This is a genomic window from Actinomadura luteofluorescens, assembly GCF_013409365.1.
Lineage (GTDB): Bacteria > Actinomycetota > Actinomycetes > Streptosporangiales > Streptosporangiaceae > Spirillospora > Spirillospora luteofluorescens.
The window spans coordinates 1,051,295-1,070,436 of sequence record NZ_JACCBA010000001.1 but is presented as its reverse complement, the minus strand read 5'-3'; the positions used below and the strand labels follow the sequence as shown (position 1 = coordinate 1,070,436).

Sequence of the window (19,142 nt, the reverse complement as noted above, 5' to 3'; positions counted from 1 at the left end):
CACTGCTCTCAGACGGGCACTGCTCTAAGACGGGCACTGCTCTAAGACGGGCACCGCGCTCAGACCGGCACCGTCTCGCGGCGCTCCAGCCGGACCTGCTCCTCTTCCAGGTTCACCGCGACGCGCGTCGGGTCCCACTTGACGATCACGCAGGTGACCAGGCCGAGCAGCGGCACCGCCGACAGCACCATCAGGCTGGTTCCGACCCCGAAAGCCGCCTGAAGCTGCGGGAACACGTACAGGCCGGCGACCGAGCCGAAGCTGCCGAGCATCCCGGTCACGCCGGTGCCGAGGGTGCGGATGTCGCTGCGGTACGACAGCGCGGCGATCGACTTGCCGTTGGGGCCGGGACCCGCGGAGTGGAAGAAGATGAACAGCACCGGCAGCATCGCGGCCAGCGCGATCGGGAGCTGCTTGAAGGTCGCCCCCATGACCAGCAGCGCCACGAACACCACGGCGTACCCGGCCGCCGAGCTGACCCGCAGCCCGAGCCGGCGGCCGAAGTAGGCCGACAGGCACCCGCCGGCGATGCCGACCGCGTTGAACGCCATGGAGCCCGCGGTCGCCTTCTCGAACTCCTTGCCGAACAGCTCCAGGCTGATCACCGGCAGGTACCAGCCGACGGCGAAGTACTGCATGGACTGGGTCAGGGAGATCACCGTGGACAGCACGGTCCGGGGCAGGTACGCGCCGCGGAACAGCACCCCCGCGTCCCGGATGCCGACCTGGTGGCGCGCCTCCCGGGCCTGCGGGGTGGCCGGCGGGCCCTCCTGCGCCTCCACCCCGTAGAGGCGGCGCAGGTTCGCCGCGGACTCCCGCAGCCGGCCCTTGGACGCCAGCCAGGTCGGGCTCTCCACCAGGAAGGCCAGCTGGAGGAGGAACAGCGCCGTCGCGAAGACGACCGCCGAGCCCACCGACCACCGCCAGATGTCGGAGCCGACGTCGAGCTTGTAGAACAGCAGCGTGAGCGCGAGGTTGGTGGTCGTCGCCACGTACCAGGCGCCCTGCCAGAAGTTGAGCCGGCCCTTGAGCGAGGACGGGGTGTACTCGGCGAGCAGCGCCATCGCCACGGCGAAGTCGATGCCGTAGGCGACGCCCACCAGGGCCCGTCCGGCGAAGACGGTCTGGAAGTCCGAGCCGACCGCGGTCAGGATCGCGCCGACCCCGAAGATGACCTTCGTCATCAGCAGGGGCCTGATCCGGCCGATCCGGGCGGCGAGCCAGCCGCCGAACGGATTGGAGACGATCGCGATGGCCGGGGCCATCGCGGTGAGCACGCTGACCTGCGTGGGCGACAGGTCCAGCTGCGCGACCATGGGGGACAGCCCCGCGCCCAGCGCCGCGTTGGAGTAGGCGTCCAGGAACAGCCCCGACAGGGCGAGGAACCAGATCCAGTTCGCCCGGCCGCGCAGGCTCGTGAGGGTGTCGATGAGGCCGGCCGCGTCCGCCGCGCTGCGGATGACCGCCGTTCTCTTGCTCGCAGGGCCGTCGTTCATGCCCGCCGCCTTTCGGGGGGTTGAAACCCTTGCCAGCGGTCCGGGAATGACAAAGGCACAGACGAAGACCACTGACAGGGGTGTCTTCGTCTGTGCCTGTCGGTTGACGGGAGGTTAGGCGGGTCCGATCCGGTGTGTCAAGCGCCACACCCCTGCCCTGCCCCGCGCGGGCCGCCTGCAAAGCCGCAGGCCACGGGCCGATCCAGCGACGCGCACGCCTCCGGCGATGAGTTCTCGCCGCGCCGCAGGTCCTCACTCCGGACCCGATGGTCACCGAAGGAGGGATCCATGAAGAACGATGTTTGGCCGATGGTGCACGCGGAGCGTGCGGCGCTGATCGACGACCTCTCGCACCTCGACGGCGAGCGGTGGGAGGAACCCTCGCTCTGCGACGGGTGGACGGTGCACGACGTGGTCGCGCACCTGGTCGACACGGCCCGCACGACCCGCCTCGGGTTCGTCCTCCGCCTCGCTCAGGCGCGGTTCGACTTCGACCGCCAGAACACGCAGGGGGTGGAGCGCGAGCGTGGCGCCTCACCTCAGGAGACGCTGGAGCGGTTCCGCCAGGTGGCCTCACGGACGTCCACCCCTCCGGCGTCGCTCGACAGTCGGCTGGTGGAAGAGGTCGTCCACGGCGAGGACATCCGCCGTCCCCTGGGCATCGTCCACGCCTACCCGCTGGAGGCCGTCGTCAGATCGCTCCGCTACCAGGCCCGCACACCGGCGTCCTTCGGCGGAGCCAAGGAGTTGACGGCCCGTTTCCGCTTCACGGCGACGGACGCCGACCTCTCGGTCGGAGACGGCCCGGAAGTGAGCGGAACCGCGCTCTCCCTGCTCCTGGCGATGTCCGGCCGCCGCGCGGCGTCGAACGATCTCTCCGGACCGGGCGCCCCCACCCTGGCCACCACCTGACCGGGGGCCTTCATGATCACGACTCGGCGACGACTGCCTGAAATGCCGGTTTCATTGGGATTTTAGGTTCTACCGTTCCGCCGTGACCACGCCACCTCCCTCTGACGACGTCCCGAACGGCCCGGCCCCGTCCCCCGCCTGGGCTCCACCCGACGCCACCGAGCCCCCGGCTCTCCCGTCCGCCCCCGCACCCGCTCCGCCCCTCCCCGCCCCCGCCCCGCGCCGGACAAACCGGTTCGCGGTCATAGCGCTGGTCACGGGCCTGCTCGGCCTGATCCCGTTCACGGTCGGCTTCGTCATCGCCGCGCTCGTCCAGACCACCCGCCGCGGCGAGAGGGGCAAGGGACTCGCCATCGGCGGACTGGCCGCCTCCCTCGCCTGGGCCGCCGCCGTCGCCCTGGCGCTCACGCTGCCGCTCTCGAACCTGGACGGAAAGTCCGGACGCAAGGACGGAAAGGTGACGGTCACCGCCATTCGACCGGGGGAGTGCTTCAGCGATTTCGAGGAGACTCGCACCGGTCTGTATGTGCGGCGATCGTCCTGCACCACACCTCATCAGGGAGAGGTCGGTGCTGAGGGGGAGCTCCCGGACATCCCGTACCCCGGAGAACGAGAGACCGCTGACCGGGCGTGGACCGTTTGCCGTGAGCGGACCGAGTTTCTGGAGCGGAGCCGGTACGGCTCCGATCTGAAGCTCCACGTCGCGCCACCGGATGAGGACGCGTGGAAGGACGGAAGACGGTCCGCGACCTGCGTCATGGTCTACAAAGGATCGGGCCTGCTTCCGTCCCCTCTCGCGCAGACCATGGATACGAAGTCCCGGTACGAATCCGAACTCTCGCCGGGTGACTGTGTCAAGAAATGGAACTACGACGGCGTGCAGCCCATCATCGCCTGCACCGAAGAACACGAGTTCGAGGTGCTCGCCGTCTACACGATGCAAGGCGGCAAGTACCCGGGCGACAAGGGGATGGAGAAGAAGGTGACCAAAGACTGTCTCAAGTTCGCCCGCGAGGCTTGGGGGGAGGACCCGCCCGCCGATATCGACTTCGCCTACGTGGTCCCCAACGAGGACGGCTGGGAATCCGAGAGGCGCTTGGGCTTCTGCCTGGTCGAGGGCCGTCACGGACCTCTGAAGCGGTCCGTGGTCCCGCACTGACCCCGTGCGGCCGAGGCGCTGACTCTCCGCTCGGCGCCTCCGCCTAGGGTTTGCGGCCTATGCCGCCGTACATGTGGACGTGGGCGTCCGGGTCTTCGGACGCCTCGTGGTCGGGGTGCCAGTGGTTGACGAGCACGATGCCCGGATCGAGGATCTCCAGGCCGTGGAAGAAGCGCTCCACCTCGGGCTTCGTGCGCGCCACCAGCGGAATGCCGTTGGCGTTGTAGGCGGCGACGCCCGCGGCCACCTCGTCCGGGGCGCTGTCGGCGGTGCAGGTCGACACGGCCAGCATGCTGCCCGGGGCCAGCGGCTCCATGAGGCGGTCGATGATCCGCTGCACCTCGGCGTCGTCCGGGATGAAGTGCACGATCGCGATCAGGCTCAGCGCCACGGGCCGGCTCAGGTCGAGGGTGTCGCGCAGATGTCCGGAGCCCAGGATCGCGTCGGGGTCGAGGAAGTCGGCGTCCAGGTAGGTGGTGCGGCCTTCCGGCGTGCTCGTGAGAAGGGCGCGGGCGTGCACCAGAACGATGGGGTCGTTGTCGACGTAGACGATTCGCGAGTCCGGCGCGACGGACTGGGCCACCTCGTGCAGGTTGGGCGCGGTGGGCAGCCCGGTGCCGATGTCCAGGAACTGCCGGATGCCGAACTCGGCGGTGAGCCGACGGGCCATTCGCGCCATGAAATTCCGGTTGGCCCGCATGGACTTCGGCAGGTGGGGCCAGTCGGCGACGATGTTCGTCGCGGCGTCGCGGTCCGCCGGATAGTTGTCCTTGCCGCCGAGAATGTAGTCGTAGACCCGGGCGGAATGGGGGATCTCGGTATTCAGGTCCACCTGGTCCTCGGTCATTTCCGGCCCCTCGATCGTCATGACTGCCGCCCAAGATCACTCTAGGGGCGGCACCGTCGCGCGTCGTGCGGATCACTCATATCAGCGAGCCGTCTCCGTGTCACGGCGGGCGGGGGGTGCCCCGGCTGTGGAACGGTCCCCGAGGCGCGCGTTCGGACGCATCCGCCTCGGCCGCGGGATCCGCTCATCGTGGGCGCGGGGTCGCGGCCGCATGAGCGCGTGCCCTTATGGCGCGGCCAGTGCACTCGCGGCGAATTGGTCCGAGGGCGAGGAGCGGGTGGGTCGGTGTTGGCTGTCTGCTACTGGCAACGGCCTGGGGTGTGGATCCAAAGCACTTCGTCATTGCAGGCGAGGTCGTTTATGATCACGCCTGGAATGGTCTCTTTTTGAATTCCTGACTGCTTGGCATCTTCTTCTCGCGAATGCCGTGGGGCGTGGGAAGGTGCCTGCGTCGACTCGTGCCTCGACCGTGCCCTGTGCGCCACCCTGGATTCTCTCAGCAGGTCAGAGCTGATGATCGTCGTCGTGGCGGTCGGGGCGTCCTCGGTCGCATAACCGGCATAGCTGGCTCATCTGGCGAGTTGTGCAGCCCGGACATGTGGCGCAAATGACTCACATCGAACCCCCTTTCGGGGGCGGGGTGTCTTGATGGCGCGCTCGGTCCGGATTTCAGAAGAACTGTGCTCCGAGGATCTCGCAACAATCTACCTATGGCCTGCCATTGATCGTTCGCTATTGGCTATAAAGAAGAGAGTCCGCGCGGTTCCCTGAAAGGAGCGAGCCCGGATCGAGCGCACGTGCTTCCCCTGGGCGGGAGGGCCCCGACACGGCGCTCGACATCGATCTCCAGAGGCGTACCGGCCACTCTCGGCTGCCGAGCAGGGCGAGGGAGGCCGCCGCCCGCCAGGAAGGACGAAACCCCCTATGGCCCGCACCCCCATGCCCTTCGCGACGCGCGCCTTCGAGGTGCGCGACGCGCCCGCCCGCGACCGGACGCGGGCCGGGTCGGCCGCTCCGCCCGTTCACGCCGGTCCGGCACCGGCCGCCGAGCGGGGCGAGGGAACGTGAACGCGCTCGAAGCCGTCAAGGTCGGCGCCCGCGAGGTCGAACCGAACCACCGCCTCGGCGGCAGCATCCGCATGCTCCTGTCGCCCGGCACGGCCCGGACGACCGCGGGCCTCATGGCGCTGCTCGAACTCCAGCCGGGGGAGCGCGTCAGCGAGCATTATCACCCGTACACGGATGAGCACGTCTACGTCTCCGACGGGCGGCTGGTTCTCGCCGTCAACGGTGTCGAGCAGGTCGTGGACGCCAGGGAAGCGGTGCTCATCCGTCGCGGCGCCCGGCACGGCTACGAGAACCGGAGCGACCGGCCGGCGACGGCCGTGCTGTTTCTCGGGCCGCTGGCCCCGAGCCCCGACATGGGACACGTGGAGACCGCCGAGCCGGCCGGCGACGGGCCGCCGCCCGCGGTGGACACGCCTCCGTCCGCCGCCGCGGGCGCGCGGGAGCCGGCATGAGCGGGGGGCCGGCCCGCCCCGTGGCGATCACCGGGATCGGGGTCCTGACGCCGGGCGCCCCGGGCGCGGGCGGCTTCTGGGAGACCGTCACCGGCGGAAAGCCCACCTTCCGCAGGATCACCGTGTTCGATCCGGGGCCGTACCGGTCCCAAATGGCGGCGGAGATCGACTTCGACGCCGCGAGGCACGGGCTGACGCCCCGGCAGCGGCGCCGGATGGACCGCGCCGCCCAGTTCGCCCTCGTCACCGCCCGGGAGGCCCTGGCCGCCTGCGGCCTGCGGCCCGGCGACCTCGACCCGGCCCGCACCGGCGTGGTCGTCGGCAGCGCGGTCGGCTGCACCGTCTCGCTCGAACGCGAGTACAGCGTGGTCAGCGACAGCGGCCGCCTCCCGGTGGTCGATCCGTCCTACGGCTCGCCGCACCTGCCCGACTACCTCGTCCCGGCGTCCCTGGTCCGCGAGGTCGCCTGGGACGTCGGCGCCGAGGGGCCCGCCTGCGTGGTGTCGACCGGCTGCACCTCCGGACTGGACGCCGTCGCGCACGGTGTGGAGATCATCCGCGACGGCGCCGCGGACGTGGTGCTGGCGGGGGCGTGCGAGGCCCCCATCTCCCCGATCACGGTGGCCTGCTTCGACGCGATCCGGGCGACGTCCCCGGACAACGACGACCCTGAACGGGCCTGCCGCCCCTTCGACGCCACCCGGGCGGGGTTCGTGCTCGGCGAGGGCGCGGCGATGCTGGTGCTGGAGGACGCCGCGGCGGCCCGTGCGCGGGGGGCGCACGTGCACGCGGAGATCCGCGGGTTCGCGTCCCGGAGCAACGCCTACCACATGACCGGGCTGCGGCCCGACGGGGCCGAGATGGCGGCGGCGATCAGAACGGCGCTGGACGAGGCGCGCGTCCCCGCGGAGGGCGTCGACTACGTCAACGCGCACGGGTCCGGCACCAGGCAGAACGACCGGCACGAGACGGCCGCCTTCAAACTCGCGCTCGGCCCCGAGCACGCCTACCGGCTTCCGGTCAGCTCCATCAAGTCGGTGGTGGGGCACTCGCTGGGCGCGATCGGCGCGATCGAGGTGGCGGCGAGCGCGCTGGCGATCGAGTACGACCTCGTCCCGCCCACCGCGAACCTGCGGCATCGCGATCCCGAATGCGACCTGGACTACGTTCCGGTGACGGCGCGCGAGCAGCGGGTCGACACGGTGCTCACGGTCGGCAGCGGGTTCGGCGGTTTCCAGAGCGCGATGGTGCTCAGCGCCCCGGGACGGTGGCCGGGATGACCGGCGCCGCGGCGGCCGCCGAGGACGACCGGGCGGTCATCACCGGGATCGGCGTGGTGTCGCCGAGCGGCCTCGGCGCCGAGCGGCACTGGGAGGCGACGCTGACCGGCCGCATCGCGATCGGGCCCATCACCCGGTTCGACCCGAGCGGCTACCCGGCCCGGCTCGCCGGCGAGGTCCCCGGGTTCGTCCCGCGCGACCACCTCCCGGGCCGGCTGCTGCCGCAGACCGACCGCCTCACCCAGCTGGCGCTGACCGCCGCCGAATGGGCGATCACCGATGCCGGGCTGTCGCCGTCCCCCGAGGAGTCGCTGCGGTACGGCGTCGTGCTGGCCAACTCCGCCGGCGGGTTCGAGTTCGGCGAGAACGAGCTGCGCAAGCTGTGGTCGATGGGGCCGAAGAAGGTCAGCGCGTACCAGTCGTACGCCTGGTTCTACGCGGTCAACACCGGCCAGATCTCCATCCGGCACGGGCTGCGCGGCCCCTGCGGCGTCCTGGTCAGCGGTCAGGCCGGCGGGCTGGACGCGATCGGGCAGGCGTGCCGTGTACTGCGCAAGGGCGCCGACGGCGTGCTGACCGGGGGGTTCGAGGCCCCGGTCTGCTCGTGGGGGGTGACCGCGATGTCGGCCGGCCGCGACGCGCCGACCGCTCCGCAGCTGTCCGCCGGCGACGACCCGGCGACCGCCTACCGCCCCTTCGCCGCCGGCGCCTCCGGGCACGTGCTCGCCGAGGGCGGCGCGATCCTCGTCCTGGAACGCGAGGGCCGTGCCCGCGCCCGCGGCGCCCGCCACCGGTACGGGCGGGTCGCCGGATACGCCGCGACGATGGACCCGCCGCCCGGGTCGAGCCGCCCGGCGACGCTGCGCAACGCCGCCGCGCTCGCCCTCGCCGACGCCGGGCTCGCCCCCGAGCGGATCGACGTGGTGTTCGCGGACGCCGCGGGCGGCACGATGCGCGACCGTGCCGAGGCCGAGGCGCTCACCGGGCTGTTCGGCGCCGGCGGTGTGCCGGTGACCGCGCCCAAGGCGATGACCGGACGCATGTCGGCGGGCGGCGCCGCCGTCGACGTCGCGACCTGCCTGCTGGCCATGCGCGACGGGATGATCCCGCCGACCGCCGACGTCCGGCCCGATCCGTCCTACGGACTCGACCTGGTCACCGGGCGCCCCCGGCCCGCCCGCATCGACCACGCGCTGATCCTGGCGCGCGGCGAGGGCGGGTTCAACAGCGCTCTCGTCCTGGCCGCCTGCCCGCGCGAAACCCCACCGGCGGCCGAACCACGCGATGAACGAGCCTCCCGCGACCTTCCCGGAACCTGACCCCTGGAGCTGACATGGCCCAAGACGGACCGATAACCCTGACCGATCTGGTGACCGTCCTGCGCGCCTGCGCAGGCGAGGACGACGGCGTCGATCTCGGCGGCGACATCGCCGACCGCGCGTTCACCGACCTCGGCTACGACTCCGTCGCGATGATGGAGGTCTCCGCGCGGATGGCCGAACGCTTCGGCCTGGAACTCGACGAGGACCGGCTGTTCGACCTCGCGACCCCCGCCGAGATGCTGCGCTGCCTCAACCAGGCCGCGGCCGGGGACGGGGAGGCCCGGCGATGACCGCGCGCACCGACAACCAGATCCTGGTGGACGCGCCCATGGAGCTGGTGTGGGAGCACACCAACGACGTGGCCGGGTGGCCGGACCTGTTCACCGAGTACGCCGCAGTGGAGATCGTCGAGAGGGACGGCCCCTCGGTGGTGTTCCGGCTCACCACCCACCCGGACGAGCAGGGCAACGTCTGGTCGTGGGTGTCGCGGCGCGTCCCCGACCCCGAGACCCGCACCGTCCGCGCCCACCGGGTGGAGACCGGGCCGTTCGCGTTCATGAACATCTGCTGGGAGTACCGCGAGCAGGCGGCGGGCGTGCTGATGCGGTGGACGCAGGAGTTCGCGATGAAGCCGGACTCTCCGATCGCCGAGGACGCGATGCGCGACCGCATCAACCGCGGCACCGTCGAGCAGATGGCGCACATCAAGGCGGTCCTGGAGGAACGCGCGCGCAAGGCCTCCGGCGATGACGGCCCCGACGGGTACGGGCCCGGCGACCTCCACGCGCGGCGCCTGCTGTACCTGACGTGCGGGATGCGGCTGGCCGCGGTGGTGAGCACCCTGGCCGAACTGGGCGTGGCGGATCTGACCGCGTCCGGGCCGCGCTCCGTCACCGAGCTGGCCGAGGCCACCGGCGCCGTGCCGGACGCGCTCTACCGACTGCTGCGCTGCGCCGCCTCCGTCGGGATTCTGGAGGAGCGGCCGGACGGGCGGTTCGCCGGCACCCCGGTGGGCGACGCCCTCCGCGCCGACGACCCCTACAGCCTGCTGCCTCTGGTCCTGCACAGCGCACGGCCGTTCGTGACGAAGCCGTTCGGCGCGCTGGCGCACAGCATCCGTACCGGCGAGCCGGCGACGGTCCCGACGCTGGGCACCGACATCTGGCGCTACTTCGAGGAGAACCCTGAGGACGGCGACCGCTTCGACCACACCATGACCACGCTGGGCCGCTGGGAGACCGAACGGCACCTGGACGTCGTCGGGCCCGAGCGCTTCGGCCGGATCGCCGACATCGGCGGCGGGCAGGGCCACTTCCTCGCGGCGGCGCTGCGGCGCGCCCCGCACGCGGCGGGCGTGCTGTTCGAACGGCCGTCCGCCGTCAAGGCCGCGGCTGAGGTGCTCGACGCCGAGGGGGTCGCCGAGCGCGTCACCCGCGTCGCCGGCGACTTCTTCAACGATCCGCTGCCGGACGACTGCGACGCCTACGTGCTCAAGGCCGTCCTGCACAACTGGCCGGACGAGCGGGCCGCCGAGCTGCTGACCGCCGTCCGCGAGGCGATCGGAGAGCGTCGCGACGCGCGGCTGTTCATCGTCGAGCACGTGGTGGCGGAGGGGAACCGTTGGGACCACGCCAAGTTCCTCGACCTCGACATGCTCGTGCTGTTCGGCGGCCGGGAGCGGACGCCGGGGGAGTGGCGGCGGCTGCTCGCGCGGTGCGGTTTCGCGCTGGTCGGCCGCCCCAGGGAGGGGCACTGGACCGTTCTGGAATGCCGCCCCGTGGAGGCCGCGTGACCGGGCGCCGGTGACCCGGGCCCGCCGATCCCGATGTCAAGGAGGACGAGCATGCTTCCCCAGGCCCCGCCCCCGACCCACCGGGCGGTCATGATCCGGAAGATCGCGCCCGGTGACCGGGACGCCGTCGCGGCGGTGTTCCGCGAGCACGACCGCACCGACCTGCCCCGCCGCATCGGCGTCACGCGCCGCACGCTGCTGACCTTCCACGACCTGTACATCCACCTGGTCGAGGGAGACGCCTCCTTCGAGAAGGCCCTGTACGCCGCCGGCGACGACCCCGGGTTCCTCGACATCAACGCCAGGCTCGCCACGCTGCTCGTCCCGTACGACAGGGACCGTCCGGCCATGCGCCAGGCGCAGGCCGAGGAGTTCTACCACTGGTCCGACGACCGGCCGCAGGCGACGTACCGGCTGCTGCTGGAGATCAGCGTGGACGAGGCGCGCGGCACGGAGTTCGAGCGGACCTGGTGCCAGATGGCGGCCGTCGCCGCCCGCCACCCCGGGCACGTCGCCCAGTCGCTGTCGCGCGACCTCGCCGACCCCGGCACCTACCACCTGATCAGCGACTGGACCGACGAGGACGCCCACGAGGGCTTCCTCGCCTCCCCGGAGCACCGGGCGCTCGCCGCCGCGCTCCGCGGTCTGGACGCCAAGGTCCGCGCGACCCGCACGCGCATCAGCGCCTACCACGCGGGCCAGGCCGGGGACGACCGGGCGCCCGGGGCGTCCGGGACCGGACGGGAGGAGCGATGAACGAGCCGACCGGTCGGGAGGAGGCCGGCGACCGGCCGCCGCCGTCGATCAACGACATCCGCACGCCCGGCCCGGCCGCCCGCGTGCGGATGCTGTCGGGCGACGTCGGGTACGTGGTGACCCGGGCGGCCGAGGCGCAGCACGTGCTGTGCGACCCGGCCTTCAGCAGCGCCGCGACGTTCCTGCCCCGCGCGCCCGCGCAGCCGCGGGAGCCGGTCGGCTCCAGCAGGGTCCTGTTCGAGATGGACCCGCCGGAGCACACCCGGCTCCGGCGGGCGGTCGCCCAGGCGTTCAACCGCCGCCGTGTCGAGGCCATGCGGGCGGGCATCGCGCAGGTCGTCGACGGACTGCTGGACGAGATGGCCGCGGGCGGGCCGCCCGCCGACCTGGTCCACGCGCTGTGCGCGCCGCTGCCGCTCACCGACATCTGCGAGCTGCTCGGCGTGCGGCGGGAGGACCGCGACTCCTTCCGCGGCTGGGCCGAGACGATCATGGCGCTGCGCGGCCACTCCCCGGAGGAGATCGACCGGGCCCGGGCCGCGATCCAGCGCTACTTCGTCGACCTGGTCGCGGCCAGACGCGCCGAACCGGCCGGCGACCTGGTCAGCGAGCTGCTGACGATGTCCGACCGAGGAGAGCGGATCAGCGAGGCGGAGCTGGTCAGGCTCGCGATCACGCTCCTGATCGCCGGGCACGGGCCCACGATGAACCAGCTCGCCCGATGCGTGTACGCCCTGCTGGCGCGCCCCGAGCTGTACGCCGCGCTGCACCGCGATCCGGACCTGGTGGCCCCGGCGGTGGAGGAGCTGCTGCGGACGGTGCCGTCGGTGCCGGTCGGCACCCCGCGCCTGGCCCTCCGGGACGTGGAGATCGGCGGGGTGCCGATCCCCGCCGGCAGCACGGTCGCGGTGTCGGCGCTCGCGGCCAACCACGACCCGGCACTGTTCCCCGATCCGGAGATGACGGACCTCGGCCGCACCGACAACAAGCACCTGACGTTCGGCCACGGCCCCCACTTCTGCATCGGCGCCCAGCTCGCCAGGACCGAGATGCGGACGGCCCTCGCCGCCCTGGTGCGGCGCTTCGCCGACCTGCGCCTGGCGGTGCCCCCGGAGGCCGTCCAGTGGCGCGCGGACTCCCTCTTCCACGGCCCCCTGGAGCTGCCCGTGACCTGGTGACCGTTCGGCTGGGAAGGCTCGCGCGCCGACGTCAGGGGGCGCGCCCGGTCAGCCTCGCGACCGTGTCGTCCAGCGCCTGGACCTGCGTCGACTCACCGGCGTAGGCATGGACCAGTGCGAGGAATTCCTGGAGCCCGTTGGGGAACTCCAGGCACGTCCGCACGATCGAATGGACGTCCAGATGGGGCTGCGCGCGGCGCGGCACGCGGATCGCGATCTCTTTGCGCAGGGCGTCCACGATCTGCTGGCGGCCCTCGGCCGTCGTCAGCAGCGGGATGTCCATGAGCCGCTCGACGATCTCGAACAGGGCGGGCAGGGCGGGAACGTCCGCCCGGTCCGGCTCGGGGTGCCCGTCGAGGCCGGGAGCGGGCGGCCCGGTGCCGCTGGCCGGAAGCGGTCCCACCCGGGCCGGCGCGCCGGCGGCGTCCTCCGTGGCCTCCTGCTGTCGCGAGGTGCGGACGCTGAGCCAGGCGGTGGTCTCGGTCTCCTTGAGACGCACCTCGATCGGCCGGAACTCCGTGGGGTCGATGGCGCCGCGGCCCTCCCGGATCACCTCGCGGTAGAACTCGTCGGACGCCAGCACCCCCAGGTCGGCGGGCACCGCGGCGAGCGCCTCCTTGAAGGACGGCGCGTCCAGGAGCCGGTTGACGTGGTTGACGGAGGTGCCGACGATCCCCTTGGCGTCCGATTCGAGCGGCCCGCTGTGCAGCGCGATCCGCAACCGCATCCGCGCGTGCTCGGCGGCCAGTTCGTTGTGCCTGCGCAGGGCGCCGCGCAGGTGGTCGGGCAGCGGATGGGCGAGGCGGGACGGGTCGTAGGACGGCGGCAGCACGACGATGACGCCGTCGCCGCGGTCCTCCTGGTAACAGCCTTCGAGGGGGACGCCCGACGCCTCGAAACAGCTCCGGAGGGCCTCGTATAAGACGGTTCGCAGATGGCTTTGCACGTGGTCAGGGCGTTTGCCGAAACTGATGATGTCGCAGACGAAGAGCGTGCAATGACCGGTCGGGGTCCAGCCTGTCCCCGCTTCGCCGGAGCCGTTCCGCATGACCTCTGATGCCCCTTGAACGATTGGATTGCCCCCAAGGGTGCACGCATGGTGCACACTCCGGCAAGTAGGGTTCCGTTCGGCCGCTCCGGAGAATGGGCGCCCCTTGCGGTGATGTGGTAAATCCCATTGTGTCCGGCGACGCAGAACGATCGGGCGGTCGCGGCCTACATTGACTGGCGGAACGGACGGGGGCGGGGAGGCGGTGACGGCGCATGGCCGACGAGGAGTCGAGGTGGCCCGCCCTGGTGCCGTCGGCTTCGCTGTCGCTGGGGCACGCGCAGGAGCAGGTCCTCGCGGAGCAGACCACCGCCGACATCGTCGCGCTGCTCTTGGACATACCGGATATGCGGGAGGCCACCGCCCGCTCCATCGTCCTGCATTACATCAGCGAGCACGTGCGCGCACCGGTGCTGCTGCCGGATCTGCCGCAGCCGAGGTATTACCTCTACCACCTCGTGCTCGCCTGCCGGGAAATACCCGACGGGCTCCAGTTGCTGGTCCGCGCGATCGAGTTCGTGGCCGGCCCGACGGCGGCCGTGGCCCACCTGAAGCGCATGCTGAGCCCGGTCCGCGCCCACCTGGAGCCGGTCGTCGAGACCCAGATCGAGGATCTGCTCAGCGGCCTGCGGATCCCCTCCCTCACCCGCCTTTACGTGGCCGCCACCGGAAACGGCATCGCCACCGTGCCGTTCAGGCTCACCGACGCCTGGGACGCGTTCTCGGCGCTCCTCGACCACAACACGGCGCCCGGGAAACCCTCGCCGCACCTTATTTTCGTCGCGATGCTGCTGCAGACCATGCAGACAAGGCAGACGTCCGGAAGCGCGGGGACCGAGGAGGCGTGGCGGCTCAAAAGGCTGCGCGATTGGCTCGCCCGGCAGACCGAGCAGTTGCGCGGCGCGGGCGACGTCGCCCAGGCCGATTACCTCGACCGCATGCGCGACCGTTCCGGGGTGCTCTCGACGCGCGCCGACAAGCCCATCTACCTCATCATCCAGCTCGAACCGCTCCCGGATCTCGTCGAGGACGAGGTCGTGTTCCGGCTGTCGCACTGGCGGCAGATACATCCGCTCGAATGGCGCCCCGAGCCGGGAGAGGACGAGGTCGTCACCATGAGTTCGGTGCGCGAGCGCGTCGGCGCCCTGATCCACGAGGCCGAGCACGGCTGGGCCTACGAACTCGACGACTCCCTCGTGCTGGAGTTCGTGCTGCCGCTCGACATGATCAATCTCGATGTGGACCGGTGGACGCGCGACGCCCTGGAGATGCCGGATCCCCCGCCGCTCGGCGCGGAGTACGAGATCCTCGTCCGGAGCCAGGAGCGGCTGCGCGCGTTCGGCTTTCACCGTGCATGGCGCCAGCGCTGGCAGGTGCTCGTCGACGCCGTCGACGGGCTCACCTACTGGGCCGCCCCGGGGGAGCCCGCGCATCCGCGTCCGATGGGCGACCGGCTGCTGAGCCGCCGCGAGATCGTCGCGTGCGTGCTGAGCGGTCCGCCCGATCGCGAGCCCGGCCGCAGCGAACTCTGGAAGGCGCTGCGGGCCGGGGTGCCCGTGGTGCTCTGGCACAGGGCGGATCGGCCCGCACCGGAAATGCGGGAGGCGGTGCGGCAGGTCGTCGATCGTCCCGACATCAGGACCCTGCCGACCGACATCAGACGGCTCCGGGGAAACGCGCCGTCCGATGACCATAATGGTGGCTCCGCACTGGAACTAACCCTCCTATGGGATGACCCGAATCACTTCCTGGACGATTCCAGTGCACTTCGGGCCCCTGCCTCCCGGATGTGACGGTTGACGCGACGTGACTGATTAAGGGTCACAACGCCGTGGCCCAACAAGCTCTTGCGAACGGCCGCCCCGAAGGGGATGCTCGATCTAAGGTGGCCCTCACCGGTTCTGCCCGAGTTCGACCATCCATCGCAGGAACCCATAGTCACACCAGAAGGGGACATCGTCGATGGCCGCTGACGAGCCGCCCGAGGTCCCTTACCCTCGTGACGCGCCCATGCCCGCCGGCGCGGGGGACGCCGCCCCGGACGCCCGCGCCGCATGGTGGATCTATCGCGGCACCGGACGCCCCCTGCCGGAGGGGCGGTTCGCCGAGGAACTGCCCCCGCCGCCCCCGTGGCGCGCCTTCGACGGCGGACCGGCCCTCCCGCCTCCGCCCGGCGACGAGCGCGACCTCGTCCGCAGGCTCGGCCCCGTCAGCGCGCGGCCGCGCCTGGCCGACCCCGCGGAGGTCGACGCCGTCAACGCGGCGCTGTTCCTGCGGCGGCCGCTTCTGGTCACCGGAGACCCGGGCGTCGGGAAGTCGACCCTCGCCTACCGGATCACCCGCGAGCTGGGCCTCGGCCGGGTGCTGCGCTGGCCCATCGGCAGCCGGAGCACGCTGCGCGACGGCCTCTACGAGTACGACGCGATCGGACGGGCGCAGGACGCCGCGACCGGCCGCAGGACGCTCGCGCGCCAGGCCGGGGAGTTACCGGAGGCGCCGGCCGAAGGGGATCCGGATGTCGCCGCGCTGACCGATGCCGGAGTGGGGCACTACCTCCGGCTCGGCCCGCTGGGTACCGCGCTGCTGCCCTATGAGCTCCCGCGGGTGCTGCTCGTCGATGAACTCGACAAAAGCGACATAGATCTGCCGAACGACCTTCTCGACGTCCTGGAGGAGGGCGAATACGGGATTACCGAACTCTTCCGCGTCAGCGCCCGGGAACCCGTGGTGAAGGTCCACACCGCCGACCCTGACGGCACGGCCGAGATCGTGCGGGGCAGAGTCCGCTGCCGGGCGTTCCCCATCGTGGTGATCACCAGCAACGGCGAGCGGGAGTTCCCGCCCGCCTTCCTTCGCCGGTGCCTGCAGTTCTCGATGGGAGAGCCCGACGAGACACGGCTCGCCGACATGGTGGCCGCGCACTTCGCCGAGCGGTCCGACGAGCGCACCCGGCGGCTGGTCCGCAGTTTCCTGGAGCACCGCAGCAGCCACCGCGGGCTCGCCGCGGACCAGTTGCTCAACGCCGTCTACCTCGCCACCTCCGGTGCAAGCGACCCCGATACCGGCTGGGAACGTCTCCTGGATCTCATCTGGCAGCGGTTGGAAGTGGCGCCTGAGTGAGCGAGCGGACCGGAGACCCAGCGGCGCGAGGCGCGGGACGTCCCGACGCCCCGGCCGGTCCTCCCCTTTGGCACCAGGTCTCCGACGCCATCTGGCTGGCCGCGCAGATGAACGCCGCCGCCCTCGCGGCGGGCCGCGAGGGAGATCCCGCCGCGGCGCGCGCACCCCAGGCGGAGCAGCGGCGGTCCGCGAACGGTGCCGCCTCCGCCGCCGATCGTGCCGAGCCTCCAGAGGGCGCCGGCCCTGACGGCGTTTCGCGCGACTCCTCTCCCGGCGCAGAGCAGGCGACCATGCCCGGTGCGGCCGGGACGCCGCCGGCGTCGGCTCTCGGAACGTCCCGAGGCGAAGGCCCGCAGGACCCGGCACCGCATCGGGCGGGGATGAACGGGCACGCCGCGCCCCCTCGCCTCCTCTTCCCCGTGCGGAGCGACCCGTTCGCCGGAGTACGGCCCCTGACCGACCGGCGCCGCCTCGAACAGGCGCTCCGCCCTTTCAAACGGGCGGTCGAGTCCCGCCGGGGCGAGGTGGAACTGGACGACGAGGCGACGGCGATCCGCGCCGCCGAGGACGGTCTCTGGCTGCCCCAGACACGTCCCGTCCCCGAACGGTGGCTCGATCTCGACGTCGTCGTGGACGACGGGCGCCTGGCCGCGCTCAACCGGCCGACGACCGAGCGGTTCATCGACTGCCTCGGGGCCGTCGGCGCCTTCGGGATGATCCGCACGCACCTGCTCGACACCGACACCGGCGAGAGCGGGCCGCTGGCGTTGCGCGAGACGGGCCCGCTGGCCGCCGCGCGCGCGGCCGAGGGCCTCACCTCCCGGGGACGCCGCGACCGGCGGCTCATCTTCGTGCTGACGGACGGGATCGGAGACGCCTGGCACTCGGGCGCCGCCCAGCGACTGCTGGCCCGGTGGGGCCGGCAGGCCCCGATCGTGGTGATCAATCTGCTCGCCCGGCGCCAGTGGCGGCGCACGGGCCTCACCACCAGGCCCGCCAAGCTCTACGCGGCGCGGCCCGCGATCGCCAACCGCCTCTACCGAGCGCGCTACCCCGCCGCACCCCTCCTCGGCGACCCGGCCGCCGAGCCCCGGCACGCGGACCGTTCACATGTCCACGTGCCCGTGATCGAGCTGGATCCGGGGCAGCTCGCCGGCTGGGCTGGGTTCGCGGCGGCGCGCCGCGGTGACTGGTACGGCGCGGTCGCCGTCTGCGGAGCACCCCCGGAACCCTCCTGGGCGCCGGACGCGGCGGACATCGAGGAGGCCCCGCCCTCGGAGGCGTCGGCGCCCGAGATCGTCCGGCGGTTCCGCGCGGCGGTCAGCCCGACCGTGTACGCCCTGGCGGTGCACCTGGCCGCGGCGCCCCTGAACGCCCCGGTCATGCGGCTCGTCCAGCGCACCATGCTTCCGGAGTCGCGGCCCTCCGACCTGGTCGAACTGGTCGGCAGCGGACTGCTGCACCGGGTCGGCCCCGAGCCCGGGCCGGGGGCCGACGCGCGGGACGAGGTCGTCTTCGACTTCGCTCCCGGGGTCCGCGACGAACTCCTCGCCGGGGGGCGGCGCTCCGACACGACCCGGGTGCTGACGACGGTGGCCCGGCATCTGGGCGACCGCATCGCCGGGCTCCGCGATCTGGCCGGACTGGTCACCGCGCCGGAGCGGGCTGAAATGCCAGAATTGACTGCCGAACTCGTGCCGTTCGCCCTTCCCGTTCTGCATGTCTTCAGGGCGCTGGCCGGGCCCTATCTCAGGCCGGCGAAGGCGCTGGACGCCGAACTCCACGGCAAAATTGACCCTCTCTATGAACGAATCCAGGCTAGAGCCGTGCGAGATGCGGGAAGGACTGGCTCCATGCAATCGCTGGACATCGCCGCTCTCGATGCGCTCACCAGACCTGAGGACATTGTCAAGGCCCCCCACCTTGGAGTCGGTGTGACAGTTCGAGATATCCCGGAGAAAGTCGGGCGCAAGGCGGACGAGCCGCCGCCCGTCTGGGGAAACGTACCTCCACAGAACATCAGTTTCACCGGGCGGGAAGAGTTGCTGGAGCAACTCCATGAGCGCCTTTCGGAGGGAACGACGGCGGTCCTGCCGCAGGCTTTGCATGGAATGGGCGGGGTCGGCAAATCCCAGATAGCCATTGAATATGTTTACCGTCATATGGCGGATTATGACGTCATCTGGTGGATCAGATCGGAGCGGCCCGGCCAGATCCAGCAGGACCTCGCCGAACTGGCGGCCGAGCTCGACCTGCCGGTCAGCCAGGAGGTCAACGTCGCGGTGCCGGCCGTCCGCGAGGCGCTGCGCCTCGGCCGCCCCTACCGCAACTGGCTGCTGGTCTTCGACAACGCCGAGGAACTCCAGGACGTCCGCGACTTCTTCCCGACCAACGGCCCGGGCAAGATCCTTGTCACCTCCCGCAACCAGGAGTGGACGAAGGTCGCCAGCTCCCTGGAGGTCGACGTCTTCGCCCGGGAGGAGAGCAAGGCCCTGCTCCGCCTCCGCGGGCCCGAGCTCGCCGACGCCGAGGCGGACGAGCTCGCCGAGGTGCTCGGCGACCTTCCGCTGGCGATCGCCCAGGCCGGAGTCTGGCTCGCCGAGACCGGCATGCCGGTCGACGAGTACCTCCAGCTCTTCAGGGAGAAGCACGAGAAGGCGACCGAGCTGCTGGCCGACGCCGCGCTCGTGGCCAACGAGCTGCCGGTCGCCG

Annotated in this window: 15 protein-coding genes and 1 pseudogene; 13 read left to right on the top strand and 3 right to left on the bottom strand. The window is 71.7% G+C overall.

Annotated features, from left to right (window positions below):
- Positions 1-59 precede the first annotated feature (59 nt).
- Positions 60-1,496 (bottom strand): MFS transporter, encoded by a 1,437-nt coding sequence (locus BJY14_RS04650; protein WP_179842465.1) that lies wholly within the window; start codon positions 1,494-1,496, stop codon positions 60-62.
- Between the two features lie 288 nt (positions 1,497-1,784).
- On the opposite strand from BJY14_RS04650, the gene BJY14_RS04645 reads away from it, so the two are divergent.
- Together BJY14_RS04645 and BJY14_RS44870 are read left to right on the top strand one after the other, a co-directional pair.
- On the top strand, positions 1,785-2,408 hold the full coding sequence (locus BJY14_RS04645) for a maleylpyruvate isomerase family mycothiol-dependent enzyme (protein WP_179842464.1): 624 nt from the start codon (positions 1,785-1,787) through the stop codon (positions 2,406-2,408).
- An 82-nt stretch (positions 2,409-2,490) separates the two neighbouring features.
- Complete coding sequence (locus tag BJY14_RS44870; RefSeq protein WP_179842463.1) at positions 2,491-3,567, top strand: DUF4190 domain-containing protein; 1,077 nt, start codon at positions 2,491-2,493, stop codon at positions 3,565-3,567.
- 43 nt (positions 3,568-3,610) lie between these two features.
- On the opposite strand, the gene BJY14_RS04635 is transcribed toward BJY14_RS44870, so the two are convergent.
- On the bottom strand, positions 3,611-4,414 hold the full coding sequence (locus BJY14_RS04635; protein WP_246395798.1) for an SAM-dependent methyltransferase: 804 nt from the start codon (positions 4,412-4,414) through the stop codon (positions 3,611-3,613).
- Positions 4,415-5,338: 924 nt separating this feature from the next.
- Here BJY14_RS04635 and BJY14_RS04630 point away from each other — a divergent pair.
- From BJY14_RS04630 to BJY14_RS04590, 8 genes are read left to right on the top strand one after another with little or no spacing between them, the layout of a single operon-like run.
- Positions 5,339-5,482, top strand: coding sequence for a hypothetical protein (locus BJY14_RS04630; RefSeq protein WP_179842461.1), 144 nt, complete (start codon positions 5,339-5,341; stop codon positions 5,480-5,482).
- The gene (locus BJY14_RS04625; RefSeq protein WP_218905104.1) at positions 5,479-5,934 is read left to right on the top strand and encodes a cupin domain-containing protein; all 456 of its coding nucleotides are present in this window, start codon (positions 5,479-5,481) and stop codon (positions 5,932-5,934) included. The genes BJY14_RS04630 and BJY14_RS04625 overlap by 4 nt, the downstream gene beginning before the upstream one ends.
- Entirely contained in the window at positions 5,931-7,214 is a 1,284-nt protein-coding gene (locus BJY14_RS04620) for a beta-ketoacyl-[acyl-carrier-protein] synthase family protein (protein ID WP_179842460.1), read from the top strand. Before BJY14_RS04625 ends, BJY14_RS04620 begins: the two co-directional genes overlap by 4 nt.
- Complete coding sequence (locus tag BJY14_RS04615) at positions 7,211-8,533, top strand: ketosynthase chain-length factor (RefSeq protein WP_179842459.1); 1,323 nt, start codon at positions 7,211-7,213, stop codon at positions 8,531-8,533. Before BJY14_RS04620 ends, BJY14_RS04615 begins: the two co-directional genes overlap by 4 nt.
- Before the next feature lie 14 nt (positions 8,534-8,547).
- On the top strand, positions 8,548-8,826 hold the full coding sequence (locus BJY14_RS04610; RefSeq protein WP_179842458.1) for an acyl carrier protein: 279 nt from the start codon (positions 8,548-8,550) through the stop codon (positions 8,824-8,826).
- Entirely contained in the window at positions 8,823-10,328 is a 1,506-nt protein-coding gene (locus tag BJY14_RS04600; RefSeq protein WP_218905102.1) for a methyltransferase, read from the top strand. The genes BJY14_RS04610 and BJY14_RS04600 overlap by 4 nt, the downstream gene beginning before the upstream one ends.
- 51 nt (positions 10,329-10,379) lie before the next feature.
- A complete protein-coding gene (locus BJY14_RS04595) occupies positions 10,380-11,084 on the top strand; it encodes a TcmI family type II polyketide cyclase (RefSeq protein WP_179842457.1) in 705 nt (234 codons plus the stop codon).
- Positions 11,081-12,262, top strand: coding sequence for a cytochrome P450 (locus tag BJY14_RS04590; RefSeq protein WP_179842456.1), 1,182 nt, complete (start codon positions 11,081-11,083; stop codon positions 12,260-12,262). The genes BJY14_RS04595 and BJY14_RS04590 overlap by 4 nt, the downstream gene beginning before the upstream one ends.
- Before the next feature lie 31 nt (positions 12,263-12,293).
- Here BJY14_RS04590 and BJY14_RS47110 read toward each other — a convergent pair whose 3' ends face one another.
- Entirely contained in the window at positions 12,294-13,208 is a 915-nt protein-coding gene (locus BJY14_RS47110; RefSeq protein WP_179842455.1) for an effector-associated domain 2-containing protein, read from the bottom strand.
- A gap of 317 nt (positions 13,209-13,525) precedes the next feature.
- Here BJY14_RS47110 and BJY14_RS04580 point away from each other — a divergent pair, with 317 nt between their 5' ends.
- The 3 genes and pseudogenes from BJY14_RS04580 to fxsT form a co-directional block, all read left to right on the top strand.
- Positions 13,526-15,103, top strand: coding sequence for a VMAP-C domain-containing protein (locus BJY14_RS04580; RefSeq protein ID WP_179842454.1), 1,578 nt, complete (start codon positions 13,526-13,528; stop codon positions 15,101-15,103).
- A gap of 169 nt (positions 15,104-15,272) precedes the next feature.
- Entirely contained in the window at positions 15,273-16,430 is a 1,158-nt protein-coding gene (locus BJY14_RS04575) for an AAA family ATPase (protein WP_246395796.1), read from the top strand.
- 107 nt (positions 16,431-16,537) lie between these two features.
- Positions 16,538-19,090, top strand: a pseudogene (gene fxsT / locus BJY14_RS47660) (FxSxx-COOH system tetratricopeptide repeat protein); the annotation flags it as partial.
- Positions 19,091-19,142: the final 52 nt, after the last annotated feature.